The organism is Nocardia sp. NPDC056064, from assembly GCF_042266925.1.
Taxonomy (GTDB): domain Bacteria; phylum Actinomycetota; class Actinomycetes; order Mycobacteriales; family Mycobacteriaceae; genus Nocardia.
On sequence record NZ_JBHJWO010000001.1, the window covers coordinates 3,924,289 to 3,940,346 of the forward strand.

The window sequence follows — 16,058 nt, forward strand, 5'->3', positions numbered from 1 at the left end:
GCGGCCGAACGCCTCACCGTCAGGCCGGCGTGCGGCCGGTGACGGTGAGGACGTTCAACTGCACGCGCGCGCAGCGACTCCGCCAGTGCGGGGGTGAGATCCGTTCCGCTGTCATGCGATCGTTCGCCGACTGTCGGAAATCGGACATGGACACCCGGTCATGTGGCACCGGCGGGCGCGTGGCCTTATTGTGATTCGCGGCGAGGTCTGGGAAGACAAGGTTGAACTGGAGCGGCATGCGTTTGAAGAAAGTTGCCGCGGCGCTGGGTGCTGCCGCGGCGATGACCACCGGAATCATGGTCGGCAGTACGAGTGCCTCCGCGGCACCGGGTTGCCCGAGCCTGTATGTCGTCGCGATCCCGGGGACCTGGGAGACGGGCCACGACAAGGAGCCCGGCCCCGGCATGCTGTCCGGCGTCACCAACGGCCTACCCCGCAATACCGACGTCGATTACGTCACCTACGCCGCCACCGCGTTCCCGTGGGAAGGCGATGTGTACGGCAACTCCAAGAAGGAAGCCGTCAGTGCCGCGCGCGGCCTGATCACCGCGAAGCTGGCCTCCTGCGCCGACACCAAGATCGCGCTGGTCGGCTACAGCCAGGGCGCCGACGCCGCCGGTGACCTGGCCGCCGAGATCGGCACCGGCATCGGCGCGATCCGGCCCGACCGCGTCGCCGCCGTCGGCCTGATCTCCGATCCGCGCCGCTCGCCGACCGATGTGCAGGTCGGCCCGCACGCCCAGGGCGCGGGCGCCGGTGGCGCTCGTCCCGGCGGCTTCGGCTGGATCAGCGACCGGGTGCGCACCATCTGCGCGGTCGACGATCTCTACTGCGCCACCGCCACCGACGATTTCGTCACCCGGTTCGCCGGCTTCCTGGCCCAGAGCTCGGACGCCAACCCGGCCAACCTGTGGCGCTACCAGATCGAAGCGGGCGCGATCATGAACGACCTGATGGCCCACGGTGGTGTGCCGACACTGCAGGCGCAGCTGTCCGAGGCCGCCAACCAGCAGCGGGCCAAGGACCTGGAGCGTTTCTACCGCTCCCAGGCCCACACCCTCTACGGCTCCTACCCGGTGGGCGGTGGCCAGACCGCCATCACCTGGATGCACAACTGGATCGCCCAGCAAGCTTGATATTTGGAGCGCTGGCGCGCTCGAGGTCGCGGCCCCTGGAGGGTCGCCGGTCAGGCACCGCTGCTTGCTCCTTCGTCGCCTACGCAGCGGCACCTGACCGGCGACCCGGCCGCGACGCGGCGCTGCGCGCCGCCGCTCCTCGAGGTCGCGGGTGCGGGGCTGCGTTGGCGGTCAGGTGCCGCTACGGGCGAGGTTGCGCGGCAGCAGTTCCCAGACGTGGCCGTTCTCGTTGATGGTGGCCGCGGTGCGGGCGCCGGTGCGGGAGTAGAGGATGCGGGTGATCGAGCAGTAGTCGATCGGGAAGGTCAGCGGGCGGGGCAGGCCGAGGATGTCGGCGAGCAGCACATTGACCACGCCGCCGTGGGCGAAGGCGACCACGGTGTCGGTGGGGGCGCTGCTCGCGACCAGCGCGTCGACGGCGGTGAGCACGCGGGCGGTGAAGGCGGGGCCGTCGATCTGCTCGGGGAGGAGGCCCGCCTTGATGCGGGCGTAGGCGTCGGCGAAGTCGGTCTTCGCGTCTTCGATGGGGATGTAGGCGGGCAGGTCGCGGTCGTATTCGGCGAGGTCGTCGACGATCTCGACGTCGAGTCCGCGCGCGGCGGCGGTGGGTGCGGCGGTGTCGCGGGCCCGGCGCTGCGGGCTGGAGACCACGCGGACGATGTCGTGGGCGGCCAGCGCGGCGGGCACCCGCTCGGCCTGCTGCCTGCCGATCTCGGTCAGCGCCGGGTCGGCGGCGGTGGACGTGCCGACCACGCGGCCGGGCTGGGCATGACGCACGAGAATCAGCTGCACGCCCCTCACTCTGCCCCATCACCGGCGGCGGCGCCTCACGGCTCCGGGTCCACCTCCTCGCGGCCGGTGACATCGGCGATATCGAGGATCACGATCTCGCGGCCCCGCTCGAGCAGCACCTTCAGGAAGCCGGGCGGATTCTCCATCACATAGCCCTCGAGCACGCCGTCCCTGGTGTGGATGCGTTCCAGCGACACCCACGGGTCCTGCACGACCGCGGCCAGGATCAGCGCGGCCACGGTGACGATCAGCAGCGAACTGCGCAGGAACCAGTGCGCGAAACGGCTGTGCTCGCGCCGATCGCGGCGCGGCAGCACCAGCGCGGCCAGCACCGCGCCCACCAGCACGGCCACCACCGGCACCCACCACATCCGGAAGGTCCACAGCAGCGAGACGAAGAACAGGGTGACGGTGATCAGCCAGGTCAGGTTGCCCGCGTTCTCGCGGCCCGGCCTGCCGAGGGCGATCTGATGGACCACCGCCGTGGGGAACAGGATCGCCAGCGCGAGCCCGCCCAGGATCGGCGCCGCCATCAGCGTGCCGAGCACCATGGCCGCGACATCGCCGATGCCGAGCGTGGCGACCAGGGAGAACGCGGCGTTCCAGTCGTAGTCGGTGACCGCGAACAACCGCAGCAGCAGGAACAATCCGGCCACACCGGTCGCGGAGAGCCCCATGGCGAACAGCTGTTCGCCCGAGGACTCGCGGGGATGCCTCGTCATCGACCGAGGGTATCGCCGCGAGTCCGTCGATCAGGTCAGGGCTGGCCGTAGGGCGGTTGACCCGGCTGACCGTAGGGCGGCTGGCCCGGCTGACCGTAAGGCGGCTGACCGGGCTGGCCATAAGGCTGTTGGCCGGGCTGACCGTAGGGCTGGCCGCCGGTGTTCCCGTACGGCTGTTGGCCGTACGGCTGGCCGGGCTGACCGTAAGGCTGCTGACCATACTGATCACCGGTATTGCCGCCGTAGGACTGCTGACCGTACTGATCACCGGTGTTGCCGTACTGCTGCTGCCCGTACGGCTGCTGACCGGGCTGACCGAACGGCTGCTGGCCCGGCTGGCCGTAGGGCGGTTGCCCCTGGTTGTAGGCGGGCGGCTGGTTGTTGTTGTTCTTCTTGCGCAGCAGGATGACCACCACGATCACCACGACGATCACCAGGCAGCAGATGCCGCCGAGGATCCCGCCCACGCTGCGGCCACCACTTCTGCTACTGCTGCCGCCCCGGCTCTTCTTCGCCAGCACATCGAGGGCGGTGTTGACCGTGTCGGAGCTCGCCAGGGTGTCCACACTGCTGGTCAGCAGGTGTGGATCGGCCAGCGAGGCCGTGGTCAGCAGGTCCAGATACATGAATTCCCATCCCGTCAGGTGTTCGGTCCGGCATCCTCCCGGTGCCGGTGTCCGAGACCGATGGTGCCTGAGAGACACCGAACTTCAAAGATCGTGGCGTCGATGTGGATCGTCGACGCCCCGGGACGGGGTACCCAATCAGCGAGGTTTCACCAGTGGGAAGGGCAGGGTTTCGCGAATACTGCGGCCGGTGATCAGCATGACGATCCGGTCCACACCCATCCCGAGACCACCGGTCGGCGGCATGGCGTGTTCGAGAGCTTGCAGGAAATCCTCGTCGAGTTCCATCGCCTCCGGATCACCACCCGCGGCCAGCATGGACTGCTCGGTGAGCCGGCGGCGCTGCTCGACCGGATCGGTGAGTTCGCTGTAGGCCGTGCCCAATTCGACGCCCCAGGCCACCAGATCCCAGCGTTCGGTGACGCCGTCGATGCTGCGGTGCGAGCGGGTCAGCGGAGAGACCGAGGTGGGGAAGTCGCAGTAGAAGGTGGGTTCGGTGGTGCGGGCCTCGACCAGGTGCTCGTACATCTCGAGCACGACTTGTCCGGCGTCCCAACCATGTTGGTAGTTCACGCCGACCTCATCGCACAGCTCGTGCAGCCGGTCGAGCTCGGTGCGGGTGTTCACCTCGGCACCAACGGCTTCCGAGACCGCGCCGTGCACGGTCTTCACCCGCCACTCGCCGGAGATGTCGACGGACTCGAAACCGCCGTCCTCGGTGGGGCGCAGCGCCACTTCGGCGCCGTTGGCGGCCACCGCCGCGTCCTGGATGAGCTTGCGGCACAGCTGCATCATCCGCAGGTAATCGCTGTGCGCCTCATAGGCTTCCAGGATCGTGAACTCGGGATTGTGGCTGAAGTCCACGCCCTCGTTGCGGAAGGTGCGGCCCACCTCGAACACCTTCTCCATGCCGCCGACGCAGAGCCGCTTGAGATAGAGCTCGGGGGCGATGCGCAGGTACAGGTCCAGGTCGTAGGCGTTGATGTGGGTGCGGAACGGGGTGGCGTTGGCGCCGCCGTGCACCTGTTGCAGGATCGGGGTCTCCACCTCGAGGAAGCCCCAGTTGTGCAGGGAGTCGCGCAGCGAGTGCAGTACCGCGCTGCGCTTGGCCATCACCTCGCGGGTCTGCGGGTCGATCGCCATGTCGACATAGCGCTGGCGCACCTTGGCCTCGGCGTCGGCCAGGCCGCGCCACTTGTCGGGCAGCGGATGCAGGCACTTGCCGTTCATCCGCCAGTCCTGGGCCAGCAGCGAGAGTTCGCCGCCGCGGCTCACGCCGAGCTGGCCGCTCACCTCGATCAGGTCGCCCAGGTCGAAGAACTCGGTGAACTCGGCGCTGCGGTCGGCGCCGACACGTTCGCGGTCGATGAGCAACTGGATCTCGTCGGTCCAGTCGCGCACCACCGCGAAGATCACCCCGCCGTAGTCGCGGATGCGCAGCAGCCTGCCCGCCACCCGCACCGTGGTGCCCTTGGGGCAGCGCCTGGCCTCGGCGATGGTGTGGGTCGGGGGATAGGCCACGGGGTAGGCGTCGATGCCCGCGGCGGTGAGCCTGCCGAGTTTGTCCAGGCGCACCCGGACCTGTTCGGGCCTGCGCGGTCCCTGCTCGGTGTCGGCGCCGGTGGCGGATTCGGGCGCGCTGCCGTCGTCGTGCAGGCCGGTGACGCTCTCGGGCACCGACGGATGGGTGCCGGTGTGCACGGCGGCGTCGGGCTCCTTGCCCAGGCGCGGCAGGAAGCCCTCGGCCAGCCCGCACGCCGTGGCCACACGCGGCAGCTGCCTGCTCTCCTCGAACAGGAAGAAGCGCGGCACCCAGCGCGGCTGGTACTTCACATTCGACCGGTACAGCGCCTCGAGCTGCCACCAGCGCGAGAAGAACAGCAGCACCCCGCGCCAGGCCCGCAGGATCGGGCCCGCGCCGATGCGCCCACCCTCCTCGAACACCGAGCGGAACACCGCGAAGTTCAGCGAGATCCGGGTGACGCTGTACTGGTCGGCGGTGAGCGCGAGCTGCGAGATCATCAGCTCCATCACGCCGTTGGGGCTGCTCGGGTCGCGCCGCATCAGTTCCAGGGAGACACCCGATCGGCCCCACGGCACGAACGAGAGCATGCCGCGCACCCGTTCGTCGCCGTCGCGGGCCTCCACCAGCAGGCAGTCGCCGTCGAGCGGGTCGCCCAGGCGGCCCAGCGCCATCGAGAAGCCGCGTTCGGTCTCGGTGTCGCGCCAGGCGTCGGCGCGGCCGACGATCTCCGGGTACTCCTCGGCGGGGATGTCGCGCCAGCGGCGGATGCGCACCTCGTAGCCCTGCTTGCGCAGGCGGTTCGCGGCCTGGCGCACCTGTTTCATGTGCGGACCGGCCAGCGAGAAGGCGCGGGTGTCGAGGACGGCTTCGTCACCGAGACGCAGCGCGGTCAGGCCGGCGTTGCGGTAGACGGTGGCGCCCGCCTCGCTGGCGCCCATCACCGCGGGTGCCCAGCCGAACCGGTCGGCCTGCCGCAACCAGGCCCGGACCGCGGGCTCCCAGGCGTCGTGGGTGCCGATCGGGTCGCCGCTGGCCAGGCACACACCCAGCTCCACGCGATAGGTGATGGCGGCCTTGCCGTTGGGCGCGAAGATCACCGCCTTGTCGCGGCGGGTGGCGAAATAGCCCAGCGAGTCCTCGATATCGGCCTCGGCAAGCAGGCCGCGAATGGCGGACTCGTCGCGTCCGGTCATGGCGTTGTCGGCGCGCTGGGAGCGCAGCAGCACCACCACCGCGCCCAGCAGCGCGCACGCGCCGAACAGGCCGAGCAGCAGGTTCACCCAGTGCGGCGGCATACCGTCGAAGTTCTCGTTGTCCACCAGCACGGCGGCGGTGACGCGATAGAGCGACCACAGCGGCCGCTGCCAGCCGTCGGCGGGCAGCGAGCCGGGGAACAGCTCCACCAGCCCCCAGCCCAGCAGCCAGCCCGCCGCGATCCCCGCGACCAGCACGCCGAGTGCCTTCCAGGCCGCGCCCGGCCGGACCTTGGTGTAGAACTCCTTGCGCGCGGCGATCAGGATCGCGATCACCACCACGTGCACCACGCACGCCACCAGCGCGTCGACATCGCGCTTGTCGGTGTACTCGGCGATATTGGCCAGGGCGAACAACACCAGATAGCCGATCAGTAGCCACCAGGCGATCCGCTTGCGCCCGGCCAGCGCGGCGGCCAGCAGGCCGACCACCAGCGCCCACACCAGACTGGTGTCGGGGGCGTCGAAGTAATAGGTGTCGATGTAGTGGCGCGGCGTGTGGGTCAGATAGCGCAGCGCCGGCGACAGACTCCACAGAAAACACAGCACCGCGAACACCCCGAGCACCAGCCCGGTGATGTGCGGTACCTCCGACAGGCGGCCGTGCGGACGGTGCGGCGCGGGCGCGCCCGCTCGGTCCGCGGGGGGCGCGGCGGCGCGTGGATGCTCGGTTTGCGCGGAGGTCACCCATCCAGTGTGCGTGCATCGGCGGCGGATGGGTACGGCGGCGAGCGCGGCGTGTTCCGTGCGCGCGGCAACGGGGCCGGTTGCACGCGGTTTTCGGTGGAGGAGTAAGTATTAGCGCATGTCGGAACCAGTCGATGTGCCCATCGATGACGAGATCATCAAGCTCGGGCAATTCCTGAAACTGGCCAACCTGATCGATTCGGGTTCCGAGGCCAAGACGGTGATCGCCCAGGGCCTGGTCCGGGTCAACGACGAAGTCGAACTCCGCCGCGGCCGCCAACTCCAGATCGGCGACGTGGTGGTCTTGGCAGGCCACAAGGTGCGGGTGTCCGGGAACTGATCCCGAACACCCGCCGAGCGGTTCAGTCCTCGGCGCGGACTACTACGCCGTCGTGGTCGCTGTAGAGCATGTCGCCGGGGACGAAGCTGATGCCACCGAACTCCACGGTGACGTCCTTCTCGCCGCTGCCGGTCTGGGTGCTCTTGCGCGGGTTGGTGCCCAGCGCCTTGACGCCGATGTCGAGGGTGCGCAGGATCGCCGAGTCGCGCACCGCGCCGTTGACGATCACGCCGGCCCAGCCGTTGTCCACGCCGCGACCGGCGATGATGTCGCCGACCAGGGCGGTGTGCACGCTGGCGCCGCCGTCGACGACGAGCACCTTGCCCTCGCCCGGCTCGCCCAGGGTCTGCTTGACCAGCAGGTTGTCCTGGAAGCAGCGGATCGTGGTGATCCGTCCGGCGAACGCTTCCCGGCCACCGAACTGGATGAACTGGGTATCGCAGGAGCGGATCTCGGGGCCGATCTCATCGGCCAGATCGGCGGTGGCCACAACATTCGCTGATTCGGTCATGGAGCCGATTGTGTCAGGTCCGGCGGGCGAGGTGGGACCCGTCCTTCTCACACTCCGGCCTGGTGGGCCTTCTCGATCTCGCGGCGCAGCGCGTCGGTGGTGTGCTGCACGGCGATCTTGATGAACGGCTCGATCGTCTTGGCCAGCACCTTGCCGGTGAGTCCGCCGCCGACCGAGAAATCGATGACCGCGTCGATCGTGCACAGCTCGGGGCCCTTGGGCAGGAACCGGAAGGTGGTGACGATCTCGATGCCCTTGATCGAGCGGGTGGCGATGAGCTGGTTCTCCTCCCAGCCCACGACCTCGATCCGCGAGGTCAGCGAGGCCGGGCCCATCTTCATCTTGCCGTCGAAGGTGGCGCCGAGCCCGTCGGTCTGCGCGGTGACCGGGGTGAAGGACTCCAGGCCGTACCAGAACTTCGGCAGGTTGTGGTAGTCGTTCATGAAGGCGAACGCGGTTTCGGCGGGCGCGGCGCAGTCTTCGGCGATCCTCACTTCGGTCATAGCGCAACTCTAGCGGGGTTCGTACATCGTCCAACGGAGCTGTGGGCGAACGTGACGGAGGCGACTACGCGGTGACCGCCAGCGTCGCGGCCAGGCCGAAGGCCAGCCCCATCACCACCACCTCGAGCGTGGCGTTGCGCAGCGAATCCGCGGCCGTCACCCGGTGACTCGCGGCCCTGGCGACCCAGCCGCGCCGCCACCACCAGCCCAGCCCGACCAGCACCACCAGCACCGCGATCTTCGCCAGCAGGATGCGCCCGTAACCGCTCGTCCACAGCGGGGTGAGGCCGTCGAGGCGGACCAGTCCGTCGATCAGGCCGGTCAGCGCGACGGTGACGACCAGCGGCGCGGCCAGCGCCGAATAGCGCGGCAGCGTCGCGGCCCATTCGCCGCGGGTGCGCAACACCACCGCCATCGCCAGCAGCAGCCCCAGCCAGCAGGCGGCGGCCAGCGCGTGCACCGCGGCCAGCACCGAACCGAACGCCTGCTGGGACATGTGCCCGGTGATCGGGCGCAGCGCCAGCGCGACGGCGGCGAACACCAGCACCAGATCGGCCGAGGCCGACTCCGGCCTGCGGAAGGCCACCGCCGCGTAACAGGCGATCGCGCCGGTGCAGAACAGGATCGCGATGCCGATCTGCCCGCCGCTGAGCCTGGTCAGGAAGGTGCCGAACTCGGCAGCGCCCAGCGCCCGCACCGGCACCCCGACGATCTCGGCGGCCTCGCACACCAGCACGGTGAACTCCGCGGCGAACCAGACTCCGGCCAGCACCGCCAGCGGCCGCCAGCTCACCGTCAGCCGGTCCTGGAGCCGGGGCAGCGCCGCCAGGCCGAACACCACCGCGCCCGCGCCGTCGGCGACCACGCGCGCGAACGCCACCCCGGGGAACCCGCCCGCGCCGCGCAGGCCCCAGGCCAGCAGCACCCCGGCCAGCGCGGTCACCACGACCGGCGCCAGGACCCGCCACTGCCGCGGCGTCGTCCCGGGTTCCCGGCGACCGATCGTCATCGTGGGCTACTTCGCGCGCCGGCCACCGAGCAGCGCCACCGCGAGGCCCGCGCCGAACAGCACCACGCCACCCGCGATGAACACCCACACGGGTATCCCGCCGGAGTCGCCACCGCCCTCGGCCTGGTCCTCGCCGGGGCGCGGGCCCGGCGTGCCGGTGCCCGCCTTGCTCAGCGTGAAGGTCCGCGTGCCGCTGACGGGGTGACCGTCGGCCGAGGTCACCCGGAACGCGAGCGTGTACTCACCCACCGGCCCCAGCTCGCCCAGCTCCACGCTCACCGTGTTGCCCTCGACGCTGGCCTTGCCCTTCGACCACAGCCTGCCGTCGGGCCCGACCACCGTCAGCGACGGAAAGCTCTGCTGCAGTTCCTCGTTGAAGGTGATGCTGGCGCGCGCGGGCCCGGCCTCGACGGTCGAACCGTTCTCCGGCACGCTGCTCACCGCACCGGAGTGCGCGCTCGCGAACCCCGCCACCGCGAACACCGAGGCGAACAGCCCGGCCAGCAGCACGGTGAGCACCCGCCCGGCGATCCGCCTGCGGGCCGAGCGGTTGATCTCGGCGACCACATCGGGTGCGGCGCTGTCGCGGCGCGTCTTCGGCGCGCGGGCGCAGTGATCCACGCGCATCACGAGCGCCGTCCACGGAAGACCAGGCCCAGGCCCAGCGCGGCCGCGAACAGGCCAAGTGCCAGGCCGATCCCGCCCAGCCAGCGGGCGACCGAGTCGGTGTCATCCTCGGCGGTATCACCGGCGGCGACCTGGTGGTCGTCACCGTGCGCGCCGCCGGAGGCGCTCAGCGTGAGCGAGGGCGCCGGGTGTTCGGGTTCGGCGCCGCCGGTGCTCGGCTGGTCCCAGGCGACGACCTTGCCGTCGCTGTAGGTCTGCTGGGCCGGGAAGGTCAGCGTCTCCTGCTTCGGCAGCGGGCCGAGGGAGAGCACGAAGCGCTGGAACTGCCCGGGGCCGACACCCTTGTTGCCGGGGTCGGCGGTCCAGACGGCCGCGACCGCCTCGCCCTTGTCGTTGCGCTCGATCTTGGCCGTCCAGCCCGCCAGCGGTTCGGTGCGCACGCTCTTGAGATTGGGCACCGTCACGCGCAGTCCGGTGGTGGACGCGGTCTCGGATTCGGTGGGCACCTTGAAGGTGGCCACGGTGTAGCCGCCCTGGGCGGCGCCGGGAGCGTCGACGGTGACGTGCGCGGCGGCCGACCCGCAGGCGGCCAGGACCAGCCCGGCCGCGAGTGCCGCCGTGCCGGTGCCACGGGTGATGAAGTTGTGCATGGAATTGCCTTCTGTCCGAAGAGATCTGATGCCGGGGAGATCAGGCGAACAGGGGCGGCGCGCGCGGAGCGTGCGCGCCTTTCGGACGGGCACCGCGCGGGGCGGCGGGGGAGCCGGTCCAGCGCACCAGGCGCGGGCCGACGGGGGAGACCGGGGTGCCGAGCACGGCCCGAAGGGTGCTCGAGGCAACGAGATACAGCCGCTCGGCGGCGAGAATCAGTGCGGCGCAGGCGAAGGCGGCGAGCAGATGCGCCGCGATCATCGGCGTACCGGGCAGGTGGAGCAGATCGCCGTGGTGGTCCAGCGTCATCGAGAGGGCGAAGTGGCCGACCCACTGCCCGCCCAGCAATGCCGCGCCGATCCGCGCGCCGGGAGTTCGCAGCGCGCGATGGACAGCGGAATCCCCCGGTGCCGCAAGGCGTCCGGCGGTGCTCGTGCGTGTGCCACCGGCGAACAACCCCGCCGCCAGCGAAACCACCAGCAGCAGACCGATTTCCGCCGAGCGCGGCACCCCGCCACCGCCGATCCCGTGCGCGGCGACGGCGAGCGCGCCGACGAGGACGCCACAGCCACCACCGCGCAGGCGGGCGGTGAGCTGTGGCGTGGTCACGACGGGATCAGCGCACGCCGAGACGGGCGAGCGCGTCGTTCTCGAGCACGGACAGTTCGGCCGAGATGGAGGCGTGCACGGCCTTGCGGCGCGGCGCGGGCATCTGCTCGGCGGTGTTCACCGCGACGTTGAGATCGGTCAGCCGGGAGCGGGCCGCCTCGACGAACTTCTTCGTGTCGGCGTCACCGGGGGCGTCGCCGGCGATCTTGTCCAGCGCGGTCTCGGTGTTGGTGATGCGCGCCTGCAGCCGCGCGCCGTGCCCGCTGAACTCGCCGAGCTGGTCCAGGCCGATACCCAGCTGCTGGGCCTTGCGCGCGTCGAGCTGCCCGCGCACGAAGGTCGCGCCGCGGTAGGCCAGCGGGGCCAGCACCGGGATGAGCACCCGCGCGACACCGATGTACTTGCGGATCTGGGCCGCGCTGAACAGCTCGCGGTCGGCCTTGGCCGCCACCTTCTGGGCGGCCTTCTCCTCGGCCTGCAGCGTCGCGATCTGCGCCTTGGCCACCTTGGCGTCGGTGCGGGCCTGCGCCTTGACCGCCTTGCGGCTGGTGCGCTCGCCCGCCTTGGCGGCCTTGCGCTCGTTCTTGGCGGTCAGCTTCGCCTCCACGGCGGCCTTGTGCTTGAGCGCCTTCGCCTCCGCGCGCCGGCTGGGACGCCGCTTACGCTTGCTGAACAACCCCATGAGATCAGGCCCTCCGTCATGCTCGCCAAGTCATGAGGCAGCACCACCACGCGGTGGCCTGCCGTACTTCGTAGCGTAGTGGGATGAGGGTAGCGATTGGGCATTGTGTCGGGGGGAGGGACCATACTGCTTGCGTGCGTGCAGCCGAGGACGACTTCGACGGCGGGCCGGTGCGATGCCCGGCCCCCGCTTCCGCTGCGCCCGATCGAGGTGCCGAGCCGCGATCGCGCGGCGCCTTCCTGGACGCGCGCTCGCTGATCGGGTGCAGGCACCGCCTGCACCTCGACGCCCAGCATCCCGAGCTGCTCGCCGAGGTGCGCGAGGACCCGGGCGTGCAGCAGCGTCGCGAGGCCGCCACCGCGCACCGGGCCAAGGTGCGCGACGAGCTGGTCGCGGCCGCCCCGGACGAGTGGGTGGTGATCGACCCGGGGCTGCGCGCGGCCGAGCGGGTCGCCGCGACGATGGGCGCCCTCGAGGCGGGCGTGCCGCGCATCTGGGGCGCGCTGCTGCCGCAGGAGGCCGACACCGGCCGTCGCGGTGGCGTGGAGTTCCTGCTGCGCGATGCCGAGCGCGGCGGATACATCCCGATCATCGTGGTCAACCACAAGGTCACCGACCCGCGCCGTCCCGACCCGGCCGATTTCCACCCCCTCACCTCCGACCTGTTCCGCTGGGCCCCGCGCCGCGACAAACACGTGAAGCTGCGCCCGCAACCGCGCGACCAGCAGCGTCTCGCGCATCTGTACCGGATGTTGCAGCGCTACGGCATGGCCAGCCCCGCCCTGGTCGGCGGCGCCATCGGCCTGGCCTTCGACCGCATCCTCGTGCACGACCTCACCACCGTGCTGGCCGACTACGACCAGCGCTACGCCGACCGCATCGCGGTGGTGCGCGGCGACCTGCCCACCCAGCCGTCCAAGGTGCCCGAATGCAGGCAGTGCCCGTGGTGGGTGCGTGGCCCGGAGGGCTCGCCCAGCTGTGAGGGTCAGCTGGCGATCATGCGGGACGTGAGCCTGGTGGCGCCGGGGTCGCGGGCCGAGGTGCTGCGCGGGCACGGCGTGCACACCATCGACGAACTGGCCGCCTGGGAGGGCGAGGACCCGGAGGACTGGCAGCACGGCCCGTTCGACGAGGCGGTGGTCACCGCACGCGCCTGGATCGCGGGCGCGCCGCTGGTGCGCCGCTTCGAGCAGGTGAGCGTGCGCCGCGCCGACGTGGAGGTCGACGTCGACCTGGAGAGCTACCAGGAAGACGGCGCCTACCTGTGGGGCACCCTGCTCGACGGCGTCTACCGCCCGTTCCTCACCTGGGACCCGCTGCCCACCACCGACGAGGGCCGTTCCTTCGGCGAGTTCTGGACGTGGCTGATGGAGGTCCGCGCACAGGCCCACGCGGCGGGCAAAACCTTTGCCGCCTATTGCTATTCGCGCACCGCCGAGGACAAGTGGCTCTACGAGTCGGCCCGCCGCTTCGCCGGCATGCCCGGCGTGCCCACCCACGAGCAGGTCCGCGCCTTCGTCGACTCGATCGAATGGGTCGACATGTTCCAGGCCGTCACCGAACAGTTCATCTGCCCCAACGGCAAGGGCCTGAAGAAGATCGCCCCGGTCGCCGGTTTCCACTGGCGCGACGCCGAGGCCGGCGGCGAGGCCTCCATGGGCTGGTACCGCCGCGCCGTCGGCTACGACGCCCCCAGCGACCTCACCCAGCGCACCCGCCTGCTCGAATACAACGAAGACGACGTCCGCGCCACCCAGGTCCTGCGCGACTGGATGACCCACCGAGCCGCCGACGAGGTTCCCGCCCTCCCGGATTTCGGACGGTAATAAACTCGGGGCCGTGACTGAGCACGTCGAAACCCTCGAGTTCCAGGCCGAGACCCATCAGCTGCTGGAGCTGATGATCCACTCGGTCTACTCCAACAAAGACACGTTCCTGCGGGAGCTGATCTCGAACGCTTCCGACGCACTGGACAAGCTGAAGCTGGCCACGTTCCAGGACAAGGATCTGGTCGCCGACACCGCCGATCTGCACATCGAGCTGGAGGTCGACGCCGACAAGCGCATCCTGACCGTCCGCGACAACGGCATCGGCATGTCCCGCGCGGAGGTGATCGATCTGATCGGCACCCTCGCCAAGTCCGGCACCGCCGAGCTGCGCCGCAAGCTCACCGAGGTGAAGTCCGATGCCGCCGCCGAGGAGCTGATCGGCCAGTTCGGCATCGGTTTCTACTCCACCTTCATGGTCGCCGACCGGGTCACCCTGACCACCCGCAAGGCGGGCGAGGCCGAGGGCACCCGCTGGAGCGCCGCCGCGGGCAGTTCCACCTACGAGATCGACACCCTCGCCGACGCGCCGCAGGGCACCTCGGTGACGCTCGAACTCAAGCCGGCCGACGAGGACGATCACCTCTTCGACTACACGCAGGAATGGAAGCTGCGCGAGATCGTCCGCAAGTACTCCGATTTCATCGCCTGGCCGATCCGCATGCAGGTCGAGCGCACGGTGATGGAGGGCGAGGGCGAGGACAAGGTCGAGAAGACCATCGTCGAGGACCAGACCCTCAACTCGCAGAAGGCGCTGTGGACGCGCCCGCGCTCCGAGGTCTCCGACGAGGAGTACAAGGAGTTCTACCACCACGTCAGCCATGCCTGGGACGAGCCGCTCGAGATCATCCCGATGAAGGCCGAGGGCACCTTCGAATACCAGGCCCTGCTGTTCATCCCGTCCACCGCGCCGTTCGACCTGTTCACCCGCGAGCACAAGCGCGGCGTGCAGCTCTACGTGCGCCGGGTGTTCATCATGGACAACTGCGAAGAGCTGATGCCGGAGTACCTGCGCTTCGTCAAGGGTGTGGTGGACGCGCAGGACCTCTCGCTCAATGTCTCGCGCGAGATCCTGCAGCAGGACCGCCAGATCCAGATGATCTGCAAGCGCCTGGTCAAGAAGGTGCTCTCCACGGTCAAGGATCTGCAGGGCGCCGAGGACCAGACCAGGTACCAGACTTTCTGGTCGCAGTTCGGCCGGGTTCTCAAGGAGGGCTTGCTCTCCGACACCGACAACCGCGAAACCCTGCTCACCGTCTCGTCGTTCGCCTCGACCGCCTCGGAGTCCGAGCTCACCACCTTGGCGCAGTACGTCGAGCGGATGAAGGACGGCCAGGACGCCATCTACTACATGACCGGCGAAAGCCGTGCGCAGGTGGAGAACTCGCCGCACCTGGAGGCGTTCAAGGCCAAGGGTCTCGAGGTGCTGGTGCTCACCGATCCGGTCGACGAGATGTGGGTCGGTTCGGTGCCGGAGTTCGACGGCAAGAAGTTCCAGTCCATCGCCAAGGGCGAGGTCGACCTGGAGACCGAGGACGAGAAGAAGGAGACCGAGGCCCTGCGCGAGCAGCAGGACAAGGACTTCGCCGACCTGCTCACCTGGCTGGGCAAGACCCTCGACGAGGTCGCCAAGGAGGTGCGTCTGACCAACCGGCTCACCACCTCGCCCGCGTGCCTGGTCGGTGACGTCTTCGACTTCACCCCGATGCTCGAGCGCATGTACCGCGCCTCGGGCCAGGCGCTGCCGGAGTCCAAGCGCATCCTCGAGCTCAACCCCACCCACCCGCTGGTCACCGGCCTGCGCGACGCCTACGACGCGCGCAAGTCCGATGCCGACGAGGGCAAGGTCCCCGAGCTGGCCGAGACCGCCGAACTGCTCTACGGCACCGCGGTTCTCGCCGAGGGCGGCGAACTCAAGGACCCGTCCCGCTTCGCCCAGCTGCTCACCGAGCGCCTGACCCGCACGGTCTGACAGCGCGTGGTGCCCGGTCCGCCGGGCACCACGCCCCGGTCACAGCCGCGCACCGGTCACCGGGAACCACCGTGCCGACCGCGGCGTTTCCCGGCACCATTGAACACATGGCGGGGCACGAGATCCGGCGGGCACGTCCCGATGATTACGACGATCTGATCGCGGTGGTCGACAACTGGTGGGGGCGCACGGTCGTGCAGAACCTGCCCAGGATGTTCCTCGACCACTTCCACCGGACCAGTCTGGTCGCCGCCGACGAGGACGGGATCTCCGGTTTCCTTGTGGGTTTCGGCTCGCCCTCCCAACCCCGCACGGCCTACATCCATTTCGTGGCCGTGCGCCCCGACGCCCGCAAGGCCGGGCTCGGCCGCACCCTCTACGACCGGTTCTTCGAGATCGCCAGAGCCGACGGCCGCGCGCAGGTGCACGCGATCACCTCACCGGCCAACTTCACCTCCATCGATTTCCATCGCAGCCTCGGCTTCACCGTCGTCGGCCCGGTCGCCGACTACAACGGTCCGGGCCGCGCGCTGATCACCTTCGCGCGGGCGATCTGACGCACCGCGCGCGAAAACGTAGTGTGGGCA

The 16,058-nt window shown here is 70.0% G+C and carries 17 protein-coding genes; 5 read left to right on the forward strand and 12 right to left on the reverse strand.

Features of this window, described 5'->3' with window-relative positions:
- Nucleotides 1-19 precede the first annotated feature (19 nt).
- Nucleotides 20-289 carry a hypothetical protein gene (locus ACFC06_RS18145; protein ID WP_375932212.1) on the reverse strand — a complete coding sequence of 90 codons (270 nt, stop codon included), beginning with the start codon at nt 287-289 and terminating at the stop codon, nt 20-22.
- Here ACFC06_RS18145 and ACFC06_RS18150 point away from each other — a divergent pair.
- Entirely contained in the window at nt 282-1,136 is an 855-nt protein-coding gene (locus ACFC06_RS18150) for a cutinase family protein (protein WP_375932215.1), read from the forward strand. The genes ACFC06_RS18145 and ACFC06_RS18150 overlap by 8 nt on opposite strands.
- Before the next feature lie 171 nt (nt 1,137-1,307).
- On the opposite strand, the gene ACFC06_RS18155 is transcribed toward ACFC06_RS18150, so the two are convergent.
- From ACFC06_RS18155 to lysX, 4 genes are all read right to left on the reverse strand, one after another.
- A complete protein-coding gene (locus ACFC06_RS18155; protein ID WP_375932218.1) occupies nt 1,308-1,928 on the reverse strand; it encodes a histidine phosphatase family protein in 621 nt (206 codons plus the stop codon).
- Between the two features lie 35 nt (nt 1,929-1,963).
- Nucleotides 1,964-2,650, reverse strand: coding sequence for a hypothetical protein (locus ACFC06_RS18160; protein ID WP_375932221.1), 687 nt, complete (start codon nt 2,648-2,650; stop codon nt 1,964-1,966).
- A 35-nt stretch (nt 2,651-2,685) separates the two neighbouring features.
- On the reverse strand, nt 2,686-3,276 hold the full coding sequence (locus ACFC06_RS18165) for a hypothetical protein (RefSeq protein ID WP_375932224.1): 591 nt from the start codon (nt 3,274-3,276) through the stop codon (nt 2,686-2,688).
- Nucleotides 3,277-3,414: 138 nt separating this feature from the next.
- Complete coding sequence (gene lysX, locus ACFC06_RS18170; RefSeq protein WP_375932227.1) at nt 3,415-6,741, reverse strand: bifunctional lysylphosphatidylglycerol synthetase/lysine--tRNA ligase LysX; 3,327 nt, start codon at nt 6,739-6,741, stop codon at nt 3,415-3,417.
- 118 nt (nt 6,742-6,859) lie between these two features.
- Between lysX and ACFC06_RS18175 the strand changes: the two genes are divergently transcribed.
- Entirely contained in the window at nt 6,860-7,081 is a 222-nt protein-coding gene (locus ACFC06_RS18175; protein WP_375932230.1) for an RNA-binding S4 domain-containing protein, read from the forward strand.
- 22 nt (nt 7,082-7,103) lie between these two features.
- On the opposite strand, the gene rraA is transcribed toward ACFC06_RS18175, so the two are convergent.
- From rraA to ACFC06_RS18210, 7 genes are all read right to left on the reverse strand, one after another.
- Nucleotides 7,104-7,592 (reverse strand): ribonuclease E activity regulator RraA, encoded by a 489-nt coding sequence (gene rraA / locus ACFC06_RS18180; RefSeq protein ID WP_375932233.1) that lies wholly within the window; start codon nt 7,590-7,592, stop codon nt 7,104-7,106.
- 47 nt (nt 7,593-7,639) lie between these two features.
- A complete protein-coding gene (locus ACFC06_RS18185; protein ID WP_375932236.1) occupies nt 7,640-8,095 on the reverse strand; it encodes an SRPBCC family protein in 456 nt (151 codons plus the stop codon).
- 64 nt (nt 8,096-8,159) lie between these two features.
- Nucleotides 8,160-9,104, reverse strand: coding sequence for a copper resistance D family protein (locus ACFC06_RS18190; RefSeq protein ID WP_375932239.1), 945 nt, complete (start codon nt 9,102-9,104; stop codon nt 8,160-8,162).
- A gap of 6 nt (nt 9,105-9,110) precedes the next feature.
- A complete protein-coding gene (locus tag ACFC06_RS18195; RefSeq protein WP_375935587.1) occupies nt 9,111-9,635 on the reverse strand; it encodes a copper resistance protein CopC in 525 nt (174 codons plus the stop codon).
- A gap of 95 nt (nt 9,636-9,730) precedes the next feature.
- Nucleotides 9,731-10,381 carry a YcnI family protein gene (locus ACFC06_RS18200; RefSeq protein WP_375932242.1) on the reverse strand — a complete coding sequence of 217 codons (651 nt, stop codon included), beginning with the start codon at nt 10,379-10,381 and terminating at the stop codon, nt 9,731-9,733.
- Between the two features lie 40 nt (nt 10,382-10,421).
- Nucleotides 10,422-10,991 carry a hypothetical protein gene (locus ACFC06_RS18205; RefSeq protein WP_375932245.1) on the reverse strand — a complete coding sequence of 190 codons (570 nt, stop codon included), beginning with the start codon at nt 10,989-10,991 and terminating at the stop codon, nt 10,422-10,424.
- Between the two features lie 7 nt (nt 10,992-10,998).
- Nucleotides 10,999-11,673 (reverse strand): DUF6474 family protein, encoded by a 675-nt coding sequence (locus ACFC06_RS18210; RefSeq protein ID WP_375932248.1) that lies wholly within the window; start codon nt 11,671-11,673, stop codon nt 10,999-11,001.
- A gap of 134 nt (nt 11,674-11,807) precedes the next feature.
- Here ACFC06_RS18210 and ACFC06_RS18215 point away from each other — a divergent pair, with 134 nt between their 5' ends.
- The 3 genes from ACFC06_RS18215 (at nt 11,808) to ACFC06_RS18225 (ending at nt 16,028) form a co-directional block, all read left to right on the forward strand.
- Nucleotides 11,808-13,499: a TM0106 family RecB-like putative nuclease gene (locus ACFC06_RS18215; protein ID WP_375932251.1), complete on the forward strand. Its 1,692-nt coding sequence runs from the start codon at nt 11,808-11,810 to the stop codon at nt 13,497-13,499.
- Between the two features lie 13 nt (nt 13,500-13,512).
- Nucleotides 13,513-15,471, forward strand: coding sequence for a molecular chaperone HtpG (gene htpG, locus ACFC06_RS18220; protein ID WP_375932254.1), 1,959 nt, complete (start codon nt 13,513-13,515; stop codon nt 15,469-15,471).
- A gap of 107 nt (nt 15,472-15,578) precedes the next feature.
- Entirely contained in the window at nt 15,579-16,028 is a 450-nt protein-coding gene (locus ACFC06_RS18225) for a GNAT family N-acetyltransferase (protein WP_375932257.1), read from the forward strand.
- The last annotated feature ends 30 nt before the right edge of the window (nt 16,029-16,058 follow it).

Excerpts from the sequence above, each read along its gene's own strand:
- ACFC06_RS18150 (WP_375932215.1), top strand. The coding sequence starts at position 282 with ATGACCACCGGAATCATGGTCGGCAGTACGAGTGCCTCCGCGGCACCG.
- ACFC06_RS18160 (WP_375932221.1), bottom strand. The coding sequence starts at position 2,650 with ATGACGAGGCATCCCCGCGAGTCCTCGGGCGAACAGCTGTTCGCCATG.
- ACFC06_RS18165 (WP_375932224.1), bottom strand. The coding sequence starts at position 3,276 with ATGTATCTGGACCTGCTGACCACGGCCTCGCTGGCCGATCCACACCTG.
- ACFC06_RS18175 (WP_375932230.1), top strand. The coding sequence starts at position 6,860 with ATGTCGGAACCAGTCGATGTGCCCATCGATGACGAGATCATCAAGCTC.
- rraA (WP_375932233.1), bottom strand. The coding sequence starts at position 7,592 with ATGACCGAATCAGCGAATGTTGTGGCCACCGCCGATCTGGCCGATGAG.
- ACFC06_RS18185 (WP_375932236.1), bottom strand. The coding sequence starts at position 8,095 with ATGACCGAAGTGAGGATCGCCGAAGACTGCGCCGCGCCCGCCGAAACC.
- ACFC06_RS18190 (WP_375932239.1), bottom strand. The coding sequence starts at position 9,104 with ATGACGATCGGTCGCCGGGAACCCGGGACGACGCCGCGGCAGTGGCGG.
- ACFC06_RS18200 (WP_375932242.1), bottom strand. The coding sequence starts at position 10,381 with ATGCACAACTTCATCACCCGTGGCACCGGCACGGCGGCACTCGCGGCC.
- ACFC06_RS18210 (WP_375932248.1), bottom strand. The coding sequence starts at position 11,673 with ATGGGGTTGTTCAGCAAGCGTAAGCGGCGTCCCAGCCGGCGCGCGGAG.
- ACFC06_RS18225 (WP_375932257.1), top strand. The coding sequence starts at position 15,579 with ATGGCGGGGCACGAGATCCGGCGGGCACGTCCCGATGATTACGACGAT.